This is a genomic window from Actinomadura spongiicola (assembly GCF_003432485.1).
Classification (GTDB): domain Bacteria; phylum Actinomycetota; class Actinomycetes; order Streptosporangiales; family Streptosporangiaceae; genus Spirillospora; species Spirillospora spongiicola.
This window is the reverse complement of record NZ_QVNQ01000002.1, coordinates 742735-760054: the sequence shown is the minus strand read 5'-3', so window position 1 is coordinate 760054 and position 17320 is coordinate 742735. Positions and strand designations below refer to the sequence as shown.

Sequence of the window (17320 nt, the reverse complement as noted above, 5' to 3'; positions counted from 1 at the left end):
ACGAACCGGACAGGAGATGACACATCCACCGTACGACTTGTTCCGCGCCATACTCCGGGGCTAGGGGACGTCCCTTAGGGGGCGTTGTGGGCGGCGACAAGTTCGGGGAGACCGGCCAGGTCGTCCAGGACGAACAGGCAGTGGCGCAGCGCCTCCGCGTCCTCCTGGATGTGCCCCCACGGGCCGCGCCTGAGGAACGCGGCCCGCATCCCGAACGCCAGCGCGGGCCGGACGTCGTTGTCGATGCGGTCCCCCACGTACAGGACGCGGTCGGGCAGCACGTCCGCGAGCTGCGCGCAGCGTTCGAAGAACTCGCGGGCCGGTTTCTGGACGCCCCACACGTCGGAGATCCCGACCACGTCGGCGTCCAGCCCGAGCGCCGCGATCTGCTCGGCGGCCTCCACCGGCTGGTTCCCCGCGATCCCCACGAAAAGACCCTGATCACGCAGCCCGGACAAACACGCTCGGGCGTCCGGGTACAGATCATCGGGCCCGAACCGGTTGGGGACGCCGGCCTCCCGCCGTCCGCGCTCCTCCGCCCGCAGGTCGAACCCCGGCCGGAAGTACTCGAACACGTCCATGTGCGTGCCGCCGGTGGCGAGCACCGCGCCGAGCTTGGTCAGGAACGTGTGCCTCGGCACGCCCAACCAGTCGGCCCAGCGTCCGTAGATCTCCCCCTCGTTGATCAGCGTCTCGCCGATGTCGAAGAAGACCGCCTGGAGGGGCCGGGGGCCGGGCTTCATGTGCTCAGTTCCACCGTGGTGCCGGGGGCGAGCCGGACGAACTCCCTCCCCAGCTCCTCGCCCGCCTTGGTCACGTGGGTCTGCATGACCTTCAGCCCGATGTCGTTCAGCAGCCCGTCATGGATGACGAACGCGCGCTCCGGCCGGACCTCCCGCGTGTACGCGTACAGCTCCGGAATCTTCATCCAGGGCGCGTTGCCCGGCAGGCACAGCGTCCGGACCGGCTCCGACGGGACGGTCAGCGCGTCCCCCGGATGGAAGACCTCACCGTCGACGAGAAAGCCCGTGTTCGGGATCGGCGGCACGTCCGGGTGCAGGATCTCGTGCTCGTCCCCGTACACGTGGACGTCGAATCCCGCGATGGTGACCGCGTCGCCGTGACCGACCTGGTGGACGCGTCCACCGAGGTCAGCGAGGTTCTGGGCGACGACACGGGACGTCCAGACGTGCAAGTCCGAACGTTCGGCCATGGCGGCGCGCAGCGCGTCGGCGTCGAAATGGTCGAAGTGCTCATGGGTGATGAGGACCGCGTCGGCGGTGGCGAGGGCCTCGGACGCGTCGCTGAACGAGCCGGGGTCGATGAGGATCGTCCGGTCGTCCCTGGTGATCTGGACGCACGCGTGGCCGAGCTTCGTGAGACGCATTCGGCGATCTTTTCACGGCGGCCGTCCGATCCCCCGGACCACCCCGCGCCCGTCGCCGCGTCTGCCACACTGGCGACCGTGACGCCCATGCCCTCCGCCGATTCCGAGGACGCGGGCCGGCCGTCGCGGGAGGAACTGGACCGGCAGGCGCGTGACCGTTACGGGTCGTGGCGCGACCAGCCACGCGGTCTGGCCTGCGCCGTCGTCGCCGCGTTCATGGTCCTCACCACGGTGGCGTTCGTGCTCGCCGTGGTGGCCGTGATCGCGGCGGTGCGCTGAAGCCGGGGCGCCGGGGACCGGCGCCCCGGCTCCGCGAGTTCGTCAGGTCGGGGTCCCGGGCCCCTCCGCGATGGTGAACGCCACATCGCCCTGCGGGTCGACCTGGGCGTCGAGCGTCTTGTCGTCGAGCATCTGAGCGACGCCGGCCTCCAGGTACACCTTGGCGCCTTCTTCCTCCACGACCTGGTCGCCCGCCTCCGGGGCGGGCGCGACCGAGAGCCGCAGGGCGTCCGAGCCGTCGAGCCCGGACTCGATGCGGATGCCGGTCTCCGGCGGAAGCTCCGGATTCGCGGTCACGGTACGGATGACCTGGACGGCACCGCTGGTCAGCGTGAGCACGATCAGCTCCTCACGTCTCTGTCTTTCGATTCGGATCTGCCCCACCCTCCCCGATCCCCATACCGGTAAACCTCGACGAACCCAGCCGTTCCACAAGCTCTCCCACCCGCCCCCAGTCCCCGGCCCGCCGCCCGTCCCCCACGTCGAACCATTCCGTTCCGACCGCCAACCCGATCGGCGCGGGCAGCCCTCGGAAGTACGGCTCGGCGGTCAGATCCCCGCGCCCCGGCGAACGTCTCCTCAACCCCACCGACCGCCCTCGGCAGTACCCGCTCACCGCCGCCGGCTCCGCCTTCCCGACTCGGAGAAATGAGGGAAGAGGGGGCGGCGATCTGCTTGTCACCTGGGGTGAGGCGTGAGTAAGGACGTGGTGGGGTGGGGGCGGGAGCCTCGGGAAGAGGAGGTGCGGGCAGCGGTGGAGGTTGCTGGGGGGGTAAATGCCCTTCAGTTGTCTCGTGAAGTATGTCTGCTCTCTAATGCTCAGCGAAATTTGTTTTCGGGGGGCCGGATCAGCGGGGGCGGAATTTGTCCGGGCGGAAGTTCTTCGGGGGCGGTGGCTCGGACGCGGCGCGTTCCACCAGGTCGTTCAGGAGGTCGAGGCACCTGGTCATCTCCTCGGTCTCCGCCGCGAACTGCCGGCAGAAGGCTTCCGCGTCGTCAAAGGAGGGCGGTTCGATGTCCATCGTGGACTATCGTTACATATCGGGCCGACAGCAGGGGGCGACGTCACGGGATTCGGTCGGACCCTTTTACATGGCGCTTTTGGTGGGGGTGCGGTGGCTCAGGAGGGGCCCTCGTAGGGGCCGCCTCGGAAGTACATGCTTCGGTGCGGGCGGGGGCGGTCGGCGCGCTCGTGGGCGGCGTCGGAGCGGTCAGTGGGGGCCGAACGGGCGGCCAGAGTTCGTAGGGTCTCCAGGCCGGCCAGGACCTCGGAACGATTGTTGGATCGTTTCAGCCAGGCTGGCAGGCGTGCGAACATTGCCATCGTTGGGCGGATGTCACCGCGTTCGCGCAACTTGGCGCCTACATAGGCCGACAGTTCTGTGACGTGTTCCTCGTTGTACGCCCATAGGGTGTGACCGACGCAACGTGTCTGGAGCCATAGGGGTCGGTGGAAGAACGGGTCCTCTGTGCCGCCCAGGACCGCGCCGATCAGGCCGGCACCACGTCTTTCCGGTTCCCATTCAGCGGCGGCACCGCACCGTCCACAGGCCAGGCGGCGTGGCTGGAACAGCAGCTCACTGGAGTATTTGGGGGAGGGCAGACCAGGGCGGGGAACAATGTGCGCGCGGCCGTTGCATCGCGGGCAGACCACAAGGATCCGGTCGGCGAATTGCGCCAGCCACCGTCCGGGGTCGTAATGGCGGGCTGGAGGCTCAGTGTTCATGACCGGGGGCCTTGTGCGAAGTGACAGAGTGTTCTAGGTGATCGAGGCGCGGATGGTGGAGCCGCCGTCGACGATGAGGGTTTGTCCGGTTATCCAGGAGGAGGCGTCACCGGCGAGGAAGACGACCGCGTTGGCGATGTCCTCGGGTTCGCCGATGCGGCCGAGTGGGGTGTTCCGGCTGATTCGCTCCTCCTTGCCCTCCCATAGGGTGCGGGCTAGTCGGGTTTTGACGAGGCCCGGCGCTACGCAGTTGACGCGGATCCTTGGGGCCAGTTCCATCGCGAACTGGCGGCTGAGGTGGATGACCGCGGCTTTGGTGGCGTTGTAGTAGCCGATGCCCTCTTCGGTCACGAGGCCGCCCACGGAGGCGATGTTGACGATCGTGCCGCCGTGCTCCCCAAGGGACGCGCGCAGGGCGAGCCGGGTCCACTGGACGATCGCGAACTGGTTGACCTGGACGGTCTTCTCCGCCGCCGCGGGTTCGATGTCGGCCAGCGGCCCGCAGTAGGGGTTCGTTCCGGCGTTGTTGACCAGGACGTCGATGCCGCCGAACTCGGCGACGGCGGCGTCCACGCAGGCGGCGGCCTGGTCCGCGTCGCCGACGTGCGCGGCCTTCGCGAGGACGCCCACGTCCGGGTGCGTGGTGCCGAGCTCGTTCGCGACCTCGTCCAGCGCCTGCTGGTCGCGGGAGGAGAGCACGACGTTGGCGCCCTCGGCGGCGAGCGCGGCGGCGATGGCCTTGCCGATGCCGCGGGAGGCCCCCGTGATCAGGGCCGTTCGTCCCCGCAGTCCGGTCCGCATCCGTGCTCCCTACGCGCGGGATTCACTGTATCGGGCCCGGGCGGTGGGCTACGTGACGGTGAAGCCGTCGCAGCCGATGTAGTACGCGTCGCCGTTGGGGTGGACGTGCAGCCAGACGACCGTCCACACGCCCGGCCTCAGCTCGGTGTCGGCTCCGCCACCCGAACCGTTCCATTGGAAGTCGCGCGGGAAGGTGAGGTCCACTCCCGGGTCGCCCCGGTACAGGTACGGCTTGCTGTTCATCCATCCTGGCCCGGCGCTGCCGTGCGGTCCCGGCGGACGGACCTGGGCGGCCACGTAGTAGTTCGGCGGCGCCCCGTACTTGAAGCGGGCGCCGAACTTTACGGAACGTCCCGAGTAGGGGGTTCGCGGCGCGGAGACCTGGAACTGGTAGGCCAGCGTCTCGTCCGCGGGTTCGGGGCGGAGTGCGGGCAGGCAGGTGAGGTCGTCCGGGGAGAAGGTCACCTCCCGGAAGTCCTGGGTGGGCTTCTTCACCAGGATGGCGTCCGGGGGACGGCCGCCGGGTCCCGGAGTGCGCGGGCCCGCCGCCGGTGTCGTGGTGGGAGCGTCGGTCTGGTTCTTTCCGGTCTGGGCGTTGGCGCGGCCGGGTGAGGCGTCGTCGCCGTTGAAGATCGAGCGGGCGGCGAACGCGCCGCCGAGGACGATCGCGACGATCCCGGCGGACGCCGCGATGACGGCGGCGCGGGAGCGGATCCGCACTCCGCCCGCCATGGTCGTGCGGGTGCGCTCCGCCGGGACGAGACCGGACGCGGCGGCGTCGGCGACGCTGGCGGGCACCGGTGGCGGCGCGCCCACGAGCCGTTGGTAGGCGGGGTCGTCGGCGAGGGCTCCGGCGGGCGCGGCCATCTCCAGGAGGCGCTCCAGCGAGATCCGGGAGCCGGGGTCCTTCTCGGCGCAGCGCCGGACGAGGGCGGCCAGGTCGGGGTCGGCCCCGTCGAGGTCGATGTCCCCGCCGAGGGTGCGGTGGATGATCGCCTCGATGCGTCCGCCGCCGAAGGGTGGGCGTCCGGTGGCGGCGTAGGCGATGGTGCCGGCGAGGGAGAACACGTCGGACGCCGGCTCGGGCTCCTGCTCGCGGACGACCTCGGGCGCCACATAGCCGGGGGTGCCGTTCCACGCGCCGGTCTGGGTGATCTGGGTCTGTCCCTCGCCGCGTGCGATGCCGAAGTCGATCAGGCGGGGTCCGTCGGGGGCGAGGATCACGTTCCCGGGTTTGAGGTCGCGGTGCTGGACGCCGTGCCGGTGGATCTCCAGCAGTCCCTGGGCGAGGGCGGCGAGCAGCCGCCGGCAGGTGTCAGGGGGCAGGGGCCCGTGCTCGGCGACGGCCTGCCGCAGCGTCGGGCCGGGGACGTACTCGGTGGCCAGCCAGTACGGCGGCGCGTCCAGGCCGGCGCCGACCATCGCGGCGGTGAACCGGCCGCGCACCCGTTCGACGGTCGCGACCTCGCGGCGGAACCGGGCGAGGGCCTGCGGGCCCTCGAAGTCCTCGCGGATCACCTTGAGGGCGACATGCCTGCCGCCGCCGGTGAGCCCGAGATACACCTGGCCCATGCCGCCCGCGCCGATGCGTGCGACCAGCGGGTAGCCGCCGATCTCGGCCGGGTCCTCGGGACGCAGCGCCTCCACCCTCACCCGCCGTTCCGCCGTGCGCGCCTCATTCTCACCTCGGGTGATCTTACGGAAACCGGACGGCACGCGGACCACGATGTCCGAAATGTTGTTATGTGACCGAAGTCACCGGGCATTACCCGTGTGACCTGGGGCGAAGGCGGTGACTTCTCAGGTGTCACCGTTCGGGGGCCGGTTCCGGTCCGCTCGAGCAGGGACTCCGGGGACGGCCGCCGCGGCCGGGGGGACCGCCGCGGCCGTCCCGGACCACACCGGCGCGGTTCCGGGACGGACGGGGGCCGTCCCGTGAATCGCGCCGGTGCCGGTCCGGAAGACGCTCAGGGAAGTTTCCTGATCTCGTCGATGATGCCGGGCATGTCCTCGTTGATACCGCGGATCCAGTCGAGCAGGACCGCGATCTGCTCGTCGGTGTGGTCGTCCAGACGCTCGCGGAACGACCGGCCGATCGGCCCGAAGTAGCGGGTGAACTGGGCGACGTTCTCCTCGACGAGTTCGACGATCACCCGGCGGCGGTCGTCGGGGTCGCGGGTGCGCCTGACATATCCCGCCTTTTCCAGCCGGTCGATGACGGCGGTGATGGCGCCGCCGGTCGTGATGCCCATGAGCTGCGCGAGCTGACCCGGCGTCTGCGGACCGTCCAGCGACAGCGCGTTGACGCACTGCGCGTCGGTGACGTTCATACCGGCCTTGCTCGCGGTGGCATGGTGCAGCAGCACCGTGAACATCGTGTTGCGCCGCATCGCCAGCTGCAACTCGGCCGCCATCCGCTCGCGTTCCGAGGCCGACACGGACCTCACCCTCCCTACTCACTCCAAGGTAGAGAGACTCATTTCGAGAGCGACTCTCCACAGGAGAGTGTAGCGTTCGTGCCCGACGAACGCCGGTGGGGGCCCGGTGGACGACCCGGACACTCAGCGGGCGATCTTGAGCCGGCGAAAGAACTCGTTGACGTCCGGGTACTTCTTCTTGTGCGTGTTCGGCATCGACGCGAACACCACGGCGGGCGTCCGGCGGCCCGTGTCGATCACGGCCGTGGCGAGGACCTCCCCGGTCGCCCGCACCCCGTCCCGCTGGTAAGTGAGGTACGAGGCGACCATCCAGCCCTGGCGGCCGTCCACGTTCAGCGGCTGCGACGCCAGCGGCACCGTCCGGTGCGGGAACGCGTAGTACCGCGCCTCGTGTCCCTGCGCGGCGAGCCCGGCGGTGTTCTTGACGCTGTCGGGGCCCTGGTAGGCGCTCTGCAGGTTCGGCCCCAGCGTCCCGGTCAGGAACTGGCCGTACCAGAGCCGCCCGCCGTTCCGCTCGGTCACCAGGATTTGCTGCCCGGACCATCCCGGCGTACCCAGCTTGTTCTTTTTGGTGGGGACCTTCCACGGCGCCGCGAACCGCGGATAGGACAGGCCCGAATGGGCGTCGTCGACCCGTCCGAGCAATTTGCTCGGCTGACCAGGGAACGTCTTGAGCCTCTTGTCCGGTGGCATGTCGACCGGCGCCGCCGTCGGCTCCTCGGTCGCAGCCGCCCGGCCCGCTTTGCCGTTCGTCTCCTCCGCCGGCTCGTCGTCGCCGCCCTTGAGGAAATAGGCGGCACCGGCCGCGACCAGCGCGAGCAAGAGCAGGCCCACACCGCCGAACAGCACTACGCGGGACCGGCCGCGGCCGTCGTCGAGGGCGTCGCGCCGGGGCTCGGCCGAGGAGCCGAGCTTGGCGTCCGCGGCGGCCTCGTCCGCCATCCACTCCGGCATCTGCCAGTTGCCGCTGCTCGGCTTGCCGGGTTTCGCGGGGGTGCCCGCGCCCGTCGGGACGGCCGGGACGTACCGCGCGTCACCGCCGCCGTCACCGTCGTCGCCGTCCGGCCCGTCGAACAACGAGCCCTCCCACTGGGGCGACTCGTCCTCCGGGACGGGCGCGACCCGGACGTCGTCGTCGCGGGGCTCAACAGGCTGCTGGGCGGACTGGGCGGGCTGCTCCTCGACCTTGCCCCAGACGTCGTGGGGCGATCCGTCCCGCGGCTCGCCGTCGCTCATGTCGGTCCAGCGCACGCCGCGCTCCCCCTGATCGGACATGCGGCACACGTTACGCCAAGATCAGCAGTTGGGTTCCGGCGGGCAATCACGCTCAGGACACAACTTTCCTTCGCCTCAGTCACTCCAGACGGAGTCCCCGTCCGCGGGCGCGGCGAGCACCTCCGCCTCCTGCGGGCCGACCGCGAGACGTTCCCTGGCCAGCAGGGTCGCGCCCGCCACCGCGCCCGGCATCAGCAGCACCGCGCCCAGCGGAATGATGAAGGCCAGGAACGTCGCGGCGCCGAACCCGACGACCAGCGGGCGGTCCGCCTTCATCCGGGCGAACCGTTCGGTGCGCAGGATCCCGCGCCGCTCCAGCGCGATCGACGTCAGCTCTCCCGCCAGGAAGTAGCCCGACACCAGCGCCGCGACCACGGGCACGACCGTCTGTCCCAGCACGGGCAGGAAACCGCACAGGAAGAACACGACGGCGAGGCCCAGCGCGATCGCCCCGAGCAGCACCGTGTCCTTGATCGCCCGGCCGATCTGGACGAGCAGCGGAACGTCCGGCTCCGGCGGCGCCCCGCCCTGCGACTCCTCGACGCGGACGGCGATGGCCTCGTAGAAGGGGTCCCCGACCAGCAGCGTCACCGCCGTGAAGGTGAGCACGGCGACGAACAGCGACGCGCCGTAGATCGCGATCCCGGCGGTCACCCGCGCCGACTTTCGCGCCGTGTCCGACCAGTCGTCGGCGAACCAGGTGACCCACCCGGCCAGAGCGTCGATCTGGAACGCCAGGAAGACGAACGCCGCCGCGTACACGACGAGGACGATCAGCGCGGGGATCAGGCCGAACAGCCACTGCTCCGGACGGCGCGCCATCCACTGGACGCCGCGCAGCAGGTACCCGGCGCCGGTGAACAGATCCTTGAACCCTGACTGTCCGCGCGTCTGTGCCTGCGGAGGGACGTACGGTTGGCTCACGATCCCGACCTTATCGGGCGCACCGAAAAGTCAGGGGCCCTTAGCGACCGGGGGACGCGGCGATCATGAGGGCGGCGGCCCTTTCCCCGATCATGACCGCGGGCGCGTTGGTGTTGCCGGTCGGGACGGTCGGCATGATCGAGGCGTCCGCGACGCGGAGGCCCTCGACGCCGTGGACGCGCAGGTCAGGGTCGACGACCGCGTCGTCGTCCACGCCCATCTTGCAGGTCCCCACCTGGTGGTGGTAGGTGACGACGGACCTGCGGACGTAGGCGTGCAGGCCGTCGGTGTTCTCCGCCAGCGGGCCGGGGTACAGCTCCCGCGCGCCCCACGTGTCGCGGAGATCGGGGGCGGCGATGATCTCCTGGCACAGCCGGACGGCCGCGGCGAGCGCCTCCAGGTCGGCCTCGTGGGAGAGGACGCGCGGGTCGATCAGGGGCGCGTCCGCCGGGTCGGCGGCGAGGCGGATCTCGCCGTGGGACTCCGGTCGCACCAGCCCCGCCATGAGCGAGACGCCGTTCGGGGGGCCGTCCATCCACGACTCGTACAGCGGCACACCGAAGTGGAGCGGCTGGAGGTCGGGTACCGGCAGGTCAGGGCGGCTGCGCCAGAACAGGTGGCTCTGCGTGTGGGGCAGCCCCGGCGGCGTGGTGGACGGACGGTCGGTCGAGGCGATCACCGGCACCAGCCAGTGGTCCTGAAGGTTGCGGCCGACGCCGGGCAGGTGGACGACGACGTCGACGCCCGAGCCGCCGAGCGCGTCCGCGTCGCCGATCCCGGACCGCAGCAGCAGGACGGGCGACCCGATCGCGCCCGCGCACACGACCACCTCGTCGGCGTACCCGCGTTCCACCTCACCGTCGCGGTCCCATTCGACGCCCACGCACCGGCGTCCTTCGAGGATCAGCCGCCGGACGTTGGCGTCCGGGACGATCGTGGCGCCGCGCCGGAGCACCGGCTCCAGGTACGCGCGGGCGGTCGTGAGCCGCCGCTCGTCCCGGATCGTGAAGTGCATGAACGACACGCCGTCCTGGCGTTCGCCGTTGTAGTTCGGGTTGACCGGCAGCCCGGCCTGGCGCGCGGCCTCCACGATCGAACGCTGCACGGGGGCGGGCTCGTAGTCGGTGACGATGTCGAGGATGCCGTCCGGTTCGCCGTCGAACCCGTCGGGCCCGCCGAGCCCGTCGATCCGGGCGAAGATCGGGTGGACGTCCCGCCAGGACCAGCCCTTGTTGCCGAGGGACGCCCAGTGGTCGTAGTCGGCGGGATTGCCCCGCACCCAGATCATGGCGTTCAGCGCGTGCGACCCGCCGACGACCTTGCCGCGGGGAAGATGCAGCCGCCGCCCGTCCGCGTGCTCCTGGGGAACGGTGCGAAAGGCCCAGTCCAGGGGCGAGTTCCACAGTTCGTGCATGCGGGCCGGGTCGTCCACCGCGGGCTCGTCGCGGTGCGGTCCCGCCTCGATGACCAGCACTTTCCGTCCCGCGTCGGCCAGCCGCCGCGCGACGACCGAGCCGGCGGTACCCGCGCCGACTACGATCACGTCCGCCTGGTGACGACGCTCTTGGGACATGGAGGGCCTCCCGATCGGATTCCGTGGGCGATATCAACCACCGAAACGTGGAGGCAGCGTAAGGCGCAGGATCCATGGCAAAATGCGGGCTTCCGCTGGTCGTGCTGTCACAGACAAGGACTGTTCTGTCACAGCCAAGAGCAACGACCGGGAAGACGGTGAACTTTCGGCACCGTCCAACGGGGACGAAGAAGGGAGCCGCAAGTGACCGCCCAACGGCAGTCCGATACGGACAACAAGGTCGAACCGGCACGGGGCTGGGGACAGGCCGCTTCACTGACCCAGGCCAAGCTTCCGGTACTGGCCGTCCGGGCCGGGCGTGGGGAGGCCACGAGCGTCCTGATCGCGACCCTGGCGCTGGTCGCGTTCATCAGCATCCTCCACCCGGAGTTCTTCCGGGTCGGTCAGCTCCTGGACACCCTCCAGTCGGCGGTGTACGTGGGCCTTCTCGCCTGCGGCATGTCCTACCTGTTGTCGATGCGCGAGATCGACCTCTCGGTGGGATCGACGTTCGGACTGACGGTGATCGCGACCGGCGTGATGATGAACGAGGGACTGCCGGCCTGGCCGGCGGCGATCCTCGGCATCCTGCTCGGCGGCTTCCTCGGCCTCATCAACGCGCTGATCGTGCAGTTCGTGGGGATTCCGGCGATCGTCGCCACGCTGGCCACGCTGTCGGTCTTCCGCGGGTTGACGCTCGCGTTGAGCGACGGCAAGCAGGTCACGGGCCTGCCGCTGGAAAGCTCGTTCTTCACGATCCTGGGTGGCAAGACGCTCGGTGTCCCGACGAGCGTGTGGGTGCTGATCGCCGTCGCCGTGCTGCTCACCCTGGTCCTGAGGTTCACCCCGTTCGGCTACCGGGTGCGCTCGATCGGCTCCAACCCCGACGCCGCGACGTTCTCCGGCATCTCCATCCCCAAGGTGCGCATGCAGGCGCTGGTCCTGATCGGCCTGCTCGCGGGCCTGTCCGGTGTGCTGGGGCTGGCCTTCTTCACGTCCGGTGACCCCAACATCGGCACCGGCTTCGAACTTTCCGCGATCGCCGCCGCCATCATCGGCGGAACGCCGCTGCGCGGCGGTAGCGCGACCGTGATCGGCGCCTGCCTCGGCGCGGTGCTCCTGAGCGTCGTCACCAGTGGTCTGCAGTACTTCAACATCCCCGCCAACTGGAGCGCGTTCGCGACCGGCGGTGTCATTCTCGCCGCCGTCGCGCTTGACAGCCTGGTACGTCGCCGTCGGCGCCGTGAGAGCGACAGGCTCGGTCTCTGAACACCCCGCGAGGAGAGCAAACGTGAAGATCAGGTCATTCACCCTGGCCACAGTGCTGATAGGTACGGTCGCCCTGGCCGGTTGCGGTTCGAGCGACGAAGGCGGCTCGGGAGAGAAGAAGACGGGCACGCTGAAGCTCGGCTTCATGTACGCGACCACCACGCAGAACCCGTTCCAGGAAATGGCGTACGGCGCCAAGGCCGCCGCCGCCGCGGACGGCAAGGTCACGCTCAACGCGGCCGCGCCGACCGGCATCAACGGCCCGCAGCAGGTTCAGCTGTTCCGCTCCGCGCTGCGCAACTCGACGGACGGGATCGCCCTGCAGAGCCTCGCGCCCGACCTGTTCGTGCGTCCGCTGAACCAGGCCGCCGACAACGACGTCCCGACCGTCGCCGTGGACGCCGCCGCGCCTCCCGGAACCAAGACGAACCTGTTCGTCGGCAACAGCAACACCGAGGTCGGCATCGCGCTCGGCAAGGAGTTCATCAAGCACGTCCCGCCGGGCACCAAGGGCGAGGTCGTCATCGGGAACGACATTCCCGGTCTGCGCCTGCTCGAACAGCGCATCGAGGGCCTCACCTCCGTCATCAAGAAGGAGCGCCCCGAGCTGACGATCAAGGGTCCGTTCGACGCCAAGTCGGAGCCGACCGACAACTTCAACGCCTGGAACTCCATCGTCAAGGCCAACCCGAAGGCCATCGCGTTCCTCGGTGTCGGCGGCCAGGACGGCGTCTCCCTGCCCCTGATCCAGAAGCAGACCGGACGCAAGTTCCTCGCCGGTTCCTGCGACATCGACCCGGCCGCGCTGAAGGCCGTCAAGGACGGGTCCCTGTTCGCCCTGTCCTCGCCGGAGCACTGGCTGAAGGGCTATGTCGCGATCGAGCTGCTGGCCAAGAGCAAGCGCGAGGGGAAGAAGCTGCCCGAGGGCTGGTGGAACCCCGGCACCCTGATCATCAACTCGCAGAACATCGACGCGATCATGAAGCGGCAGACCAACGAGCAGACCCGGACCGAGTTCTTCAAGTCCATCGTCGCGGAGCAGATCGCCAACCCCAACAAGTACCTCAAGCCACTCGACCAGGCCAACTGATTTGACGGTGCTGACATGACCGTGCTGAGCGCACAGAACATCACCAAGACCTACGGCGGCGTCACCGCGCTCGCCGACGGCTCGCTCAATGTCGAGCCGGGGTCGGTGCATGCGCTCCTGGGCGAGAACGGGGCGGGGAAGTCGACCATGGTGAAGGTGCTCTCGGGCACCATCCGTCCCGACTCCGGGACGCTCACCCTGGACGGCTCCCCCGTCGCGTTCCACTCCACCGCCGACGCCGTCGGGCACGGCGTCGCGGTGGTGTCGCAGGAACTCAACCTCTTCCCCGACCTCGACATCATCGCCAACCTCTTCCCGTTGCGCGAGCCACGGCGCGGTCCGTTCCTGAACCGCGGCGCCATGGTCGAGGCGGCCCGGCCGATCCTGTCCGAGCTGGGGTTGAACGTGGACCTGCGCACCCTCGTCCGGGAGCTGTCCCTCGGACAGCGCCAGCTGGTCGAGATCTGCCGCGCGCTGCTCACCAAGCCGCGCGTGCTCATCCTGGACGAGCCGACCTCGGCTCTCGACCGGGACGGCTCGGACCGGCTGCTGGGCATCCTGCAGGTTCTCCGCGACCGCCAGGTCGGGGTCGTGTTCGTCTCGCACATCCTCGAAGAGGTCATGCAGCTCTGCGACACGATCACGGTGCTGCGGGACGGCCGGACGGTGCTGAGCGGCGCCGACCGGGCGAACCTGGAGATCGACGACATCGTCTCGGCGATGCTGGGTCCCCGGCCGGAGGCCGTGGCGGCGGCCGAGGCGGCGCCGCGGACCGTGCGCTCGGAGATCGAGCTGAACCTGCGGGACGTCTCGGTCGACGACGTCCTCACCGGCGTGAACCTCCAGGTCCACGCCGGGGAGATCGTCGGAGTCACCGGCCTGGCGGGCGCGGGTCATCTGGCGGTCCTGGAACTGGTCGCGGGGCTGCGGCGCCCGACCAGCGGGACCGTCCGGCTCCCCGGCGACCGTCCGGTCCCCCGGGGCCTGCGGCGGGCGATCGGCGCGGGCGTCGCCGTGGTCTCGGGCGACCGGCGCGGCCGCGGCCTGATGCTGGACCAGCCGATCTGGCAGAACATCGGCCAGGTCCGCTCGGTCGGGCTGAGCCGTGACGGCCTCGTCGTGCGCGGCGGGGCGCTGCGGAACCGGGCCCGCGGCCACGTCGACCGCCTCCGGATCCGGTGCCGGGACGTGGAGCAGCGGGTCGGCCTCCTGTCCGGCGGCAACCAGCAGAAGGTCGTCCTCGCCAAGTGGCTGGACGCCTCCCCCACGGTCCTCCTGCTGGACGACCCGACCCGGGGGGTGGACGTCGGCGCCAAGGCCGAGATCCACGACCTCATCCGGACCGCCGCCGACGACGGGGCCGTGGTCCTGCTCGCCTCCACCGACCTGGAGGAGCTGACCACCGCCTGCGACCGCGTCCTGGTCTTCCACCGCGGCCGGGTCGTCGCCCACCTGTCGGGCTCGGACCTGGACCAGCACACCATCGTCCGGATCTCCAACACGGGCAACGGGAACTGACCCCGCCCGCACCGGACCACGGCAGTCCCTGAGGCGTGCCGGATCGGAGCTCGTCCGACCCGGCACGCCTCACGGCCGCCCGCTTCGGGCCGCTCGCCTCATGGCGGCGCGAACGGCCCGCGACAAACCGTTCTTTCGCTCGAAAGTCCGAAGATGAATGGACGCGCATTCCGCGATCCGGCACTCGCGCTGAGTGACCATCGGCCGTCAAGCTGCGGTTCCGTTGAGCGTCGCCGGCAACGGTCTGCAATACTTCAACCTCCCGGCCAACTGGAGCGTGTGCGGCACCGGCGATGTCCTTCTCGCCACCGCCGCACGCGACGGCCTGCTGCGCCGCGGTCGGCGGCGTGGGAGCGACAGGCCCGGTCTCTGCACACCCCGCGAGGAGAGCGAACGTGAAGATCAGATCTTTTGCCCTGGCCACAATGCTGATGGGAACCGTCGCGTTGGCGGGATGCGGTTCCGGATCGGGCGGGTCGGGGGAGAAGAAGTCGGGCCGGCTGAAACTAGGCTTCATTTACGCGACCACGACGCAGAACCCGTTCCAGGAAATGGCGTACGGCGCCAAGGCCGCCGCCGCGGCCGACGGCAACGTCACGCTCAACGCGTCCGCGCCGACCGGCGTGAATGGACCGGTCCAGGTTCAGTTGTTCCGCTCCGCGATCCGTAGCTCCCCCGACGGCATCGCCCTGCAGAGCCTCGCGCCCGACCTGTTCGTGCGTCCGCTGAACCAGGGGGCCGACAACGACATCCCGACCGTCGCCGTGGACGCCGCCGCGCCTCCCGGGACGAAGACGAAACTGTTCGTCGGCAACAGCAACACCGAAGTCGGACGCGCGCTCGGCGAGGAATTCATCAAGAACGTGCCCGCGGGCACCAAGGGCGAGGTCGTCATCGGCAACGACATCCCCGGCCTGCACCTGCTCGAACAGCGCATCGAAGGGCTCATCGCCGTCATCAAGAAGGAACGTCCCACCCTGACGATCAAGGGCCCGTTCGACGCCAAGTCGGAGCCGACCGACAACTTCAACGCCTGGAACGCGATCGTCAGAAACCACCCGAAGGCCATCGCCTTCCTCGGCGTCGGCGCCCAGGACGGCGTCTCCCTGCCCCTGATCAAAAAGCAGACCGGACGCAAGTTCCTCGCCGGTTCCTGCGACCTCGACCCGGCGGCGCTGAAGGCGGTCAAGGACGGGTCCCTGTTCGCCCTTTCCTCACCCGAGCACTGGCTCAAGGGCTACATCGCGATCCAAATGCTGATCCAGAGCAAGCGCGACGGGAAGAAGCTGCCCGAGGGCTGGTGGAACCCCGGCACCCTGGTCGTCAACGGCGGCAACGTGGAAGAGGTCATGAAGCGGCAGGCCAACGAGCAGAGCCGTAACGCCTACTTCAAGGCCCTCGCCGATAAGCAGCTCGACGACCCCGACAAGTACCTGAAGCCACTCGACCAGGCCAACTGATTTGTCGGCGCCGAGCGTACGGAAGGACACCGGGACTTTCGGCGTCGCCGCGACCGGCGGCACCGCGTTCGCCGGCTACTGGGGCGCCGTCTGAGCCGTACCAGCGCCCGGGACCGTGTCCCGGCCCTTCACCGCAGCCCATGAGGCGTGCCGGGTGAGCGTCAGCCGCTCCGGCACGCCTCATGGCGGTTCGGGCGGCAAGCCGCCGACCGCTCTTTCGCTTCTATATTCGGAGACCGAAAAACGACTGTCGGCTTTCCGCAATCCAACGCTCGCCCTGCGTGACCGCCTGCCGGTTTTCTGCCGTTCTGCTGAGCGTCGTCATCACCTGTCTGCAATACTTCAACTTCCCGGTCAGCCGGCCCGCGGACGGCATCGGCGGTGTTTATCGCGACCGTCATCGCCATCGTCGTACGCGGTCGTCGGCTGCGCCGTGGTTCGGCGGCGTGAGAGCCACAGGCACGGTCTCTGAACACCCCCGCGAGGAGAGCGAACGTGAAGTTTAGACCCTTAACTCTTGCCACAGTGCTGATTGGAACCGTCGCGTTGGCGGGATGCGGTTCCGGTTCGAGCGGCTTGGAGGCGAAGAAGTCCGGCAAGCTGAAGATCGGATTCATTTACGCGACCACCACGCAGAACCCGTTCCAGGAAATGGCGTACGGCGCCAAGGCCGCCGCCGCGGCCGACGGCGACGTCACGCTCAACGCGTCCGCGCCGACCGGCGTCAACGGCCCCGTCCAGGTCGAGTTGTTCCGTTCGGCGATCCGTAGCTCCACCGACGGCATCGCCTTGCAGGCCCTGGCGCCCGAACTCTTCACGCGCCCCCTCGTCCAGGCGACGGAGAACGAGATCCCGACCGTCGCGGTGGACGCCGCCGCGCCCCCCGGGACGAAGACGACACTGTTCGTCGGCAACAGCAACACCGAGGTCGGACGCAGGCTCGGCGAGGAGTTCGTCAAGCACGTCCCGGCGGGGAGCAAGGGCGACGTCATCATCGGCAACCCCGTGCCCGGCCTGCCCCTGCTCGAACAGCGGGTCAAGGGCATCATCGAGGTCGTCAAGAAAGAACGTCCCACCCTGACCATCAAGGGGCCGTTCGACACCAAGTCGGAGCCGACGGCCAACTACAACGCCTGGAACGCGCTCGTCAAGAACAACCCGAGGGCCGTCGGCTTCCTCGGGGTCGGCGCCCAGGCCGGTGTTTCCCTCCCCCTGATCCAGAAGCAGACCGGACGCAAGTTCCTCGCCGGTTCCTGCGACCTGGAGCCCGCCGCGCTGAAGGCGGTCAAGGACGGGTCCCTGTTCGCCCTCGCCTCCCCCGAGCACTGGCTCAAGGGCTACATCGCGATCGAGATGATGGTCCAGAGCAGGCGTGACGGGAAGAAACTGCCCGAGGGCTGGTGGAACCCCGGCACCCTGATCGTCAACTCCGGCAACGTCGACGACGTCATGAAGCGGCAGGTCAACGAGCAGAGCCGGATCGCCTTCTTCAAGACCATCGCCGAGAAGCAGCTCGCCGAACCCAACAAATACCTGAAGCCGCTCAAGCAGGCCAACTGACCCGGTCGGTTTCGCGGCAC

The 17320-nt window shown here is 69.5% G+C and carries 17 protein-coding genes; 7 read left to right on the top strand and 10 right to left on the bottom strand.

The window, feature by feature from the left end:
* Positions 1-74: 74 nt before the first annotated feature.
* Complete coding sequence (locus D0T12_RS08050; RefSeq protein WP_117398797.1) at positions 75-743, bottom strand: HAD family hydrolase; 669 nt, start codon at positions 741-743, stop codon at positions 75-77.
* Complete coding sequence (locus D0T12_RS08045) at positions 740-1387, bottom strand: MBL fold metallo-hydrolase (RefSeq protein ID WP_117398796.1); 648 nt, start codon at positions 1385-1387, stop codon at positions 740-742. The genes D0T12_RS08050 and D0T12_RS08045 overlap by 4 nt, the downstream gene beginning before the upstream one ends.
* Positions 1388-1474: 87 nt before the next feature.
* Between D0T12_RS08045 and D0T12_RS08040 the strand changes: the two genes are divergently transcribed.
* Positions 1475-1666 (top strand): hypothetical protein, encoded by a 192-nt coding sequence (locus D0T12_RS08040; protein WP_117398795.1) that lies wholly within the window; start codon positions 1475-1477, stop codon positions 1664-1666.
* A gap of 42 nt (positions 1667-1708) precedes the next feature.
* Here the strand turns inward: D0T12_RS08040 and D0T12_RS08035 are convergent, their stop codons facing one another.
* From D0T12_RS08035 to D0T12_RS08000, 8 genes are all read right to left on the bottom strand, one after another.
* Positions 1709-2005, bottom strand: coding sequence for a Fe-S cluster assembly protein HesB (locus tag D0T12_RS08035; protein WP_117398996.1), 297 nt, complete (start codon positions 2003-2005; stop codon positions 1709-1711).
* Between the two features lie 509 nt (positions 2006-2514).
* Positions 2515-2688, bottom strand: a complete 174-nt coding sequence (locus D0T12_RS35275; protein WP_158581441.1) for a hypothetical protein — start codon at positions 2686-2688, stop codon at positions 2515-2517.
* Positions 2689-3425: 737 nt separating this feature from the next.
* A complete protein-coding gene (locus D0T12_RS08025) occupies positions 3426-4193 on the bottom strand; it encodes an SDR family oxidoreductase (protein WP_117398793.1) in 768 nt (255 codons plus the stop codon).
* Positions 4194-4241: 48 nt separating this feature from the next.
* Positions 4242-5846, bottom strand: a complete 1605-nt coding sequence (locus D0T12_RS35835; RefSeq protein ID WP_199487345.1) for a serine/threonine-protein kinase — start codon at positions 5844-5846, stop codon at positions 4242-4244.
* A 314-nt stretch (positions 5847-6160) separates the two neighbouring features.
* Positions 6161-6631: a MarR family winged helix-turn-helix transcriptional regulator gene (locus tag D0T12_RS08015; protein WP_199487344.1), complete on the bottom strand. Its 471-nt coding sequence runs from the start codon at positions 6629-6631 to the stop codon at positions 6161-6163.
* A gap of 123 nt (positions 6632-6754) precedes the next feature.
* Positions 6755-7906, bottom strand: coding sequence for a hypothetical protein (locus tag D0T12_RS08010; protein ID WP_117398792.1), 1152 nt, complete (start codon positions 7904-7906; stop codon positions 6755-6757).
* A 75-nt stretch (positions 7907-7981) separates the two neighbouring features.
* Entirely contained in the window at positions 7982-8830 is an 849-nt protein-coding gene (locus tag D0T12_RS08005; RefSeq protein WP_233525901.1) for an EI24 domain-containing protein, read from the bottom strand.
* 40 nt (positions 8831-8870) lie between these two features.
* The gene (locus D0T12_RS08000; protein WP_117398791.1) at positions 8871-10403 is read right to left on the bottom strand and encodes a GMC family oxidoreductase; all 1533 of its coding nucleotides are present in this window, start codon (positions 10401-10403) and stop codon (positions 8871-8873) included.
* Positions 10404-10607: 204 nt separating this feature from the next.
* Here D0T12_RS08000 and D0T12_RS07995 point away from each other — a divergent pair, with 204 nt between their 5' ends.
* From D0T12_RS07995 to D0T12_RS07975, 6 genes are all read left to right on the top strand, one after another.
* A complete protein-coding gene (locus D0T12_RS07995) occupies positions 10608-11672 on the top strand; it encodes an ABC transporter permease (protein WP_117398790.1) in 1065 nt (354 codons plus the stop codon).
* Between the two features lie 22 nt (positions 11673-11694).
* The gene (locus D0T12_RS07990) at positions 11695-12762 is read left to right on the top strand and encodes a sugar ABC transporter substrate-binding protein (RefSeq protein WP_199487343.1); all 1068 of its coding nucleotides are present in this window, start codon (positions 11695-11697) and stop codon (positions 12760-12762) included.
* 15 nt (positions 12763-12777) lie between these two features.
* Complete coding sequence (locus D0T12_RS07985) at positions 12778-14280, top strand: sugar ABC transporter ATP-binding protein (protein WP_117398789.1); 1503 nt, start codon at positions 12778-12780, stop codon at positions 14278-14280.
* Between the two features lie 425 nt (positions 14281-14705).
* Positions 14706-15740 (top strand): sugar ABC transporter substrate-binding protein, encoded by a 1035-nt coding sequence (locus D0T12_RS07980; RefSeq protein WP_117398788.1) that lies wholly within the window; start codon positions 14706-14708, stop codon positions 15738-15740.
* A 281-nt stretch (positions 15741-16021) separates the two neighbouring features.
* Positions 16022-16246, top strand: coding sequence for a hypothetical protein (locus D0T12_RS35830; RefSeq protein ID WP_199487342.1), 225 nt, complete (start codon positions 16022-16024; stop codon positions 16244-16246).
* Positions 16247-16265: 19 nt separating this feature from the next.
* Entirely contained in the window at positions 16266-17300 is a 1035-nt protein-coding gene (locus D0T12_RS07975; RefSeq protein WP_199487341.1) for a sugar ABC transporter substrate-binding protein, read from the top strand.
* The last annotated feature ends 20 nt before the right edge of the window (positions 17301-17320 follow it).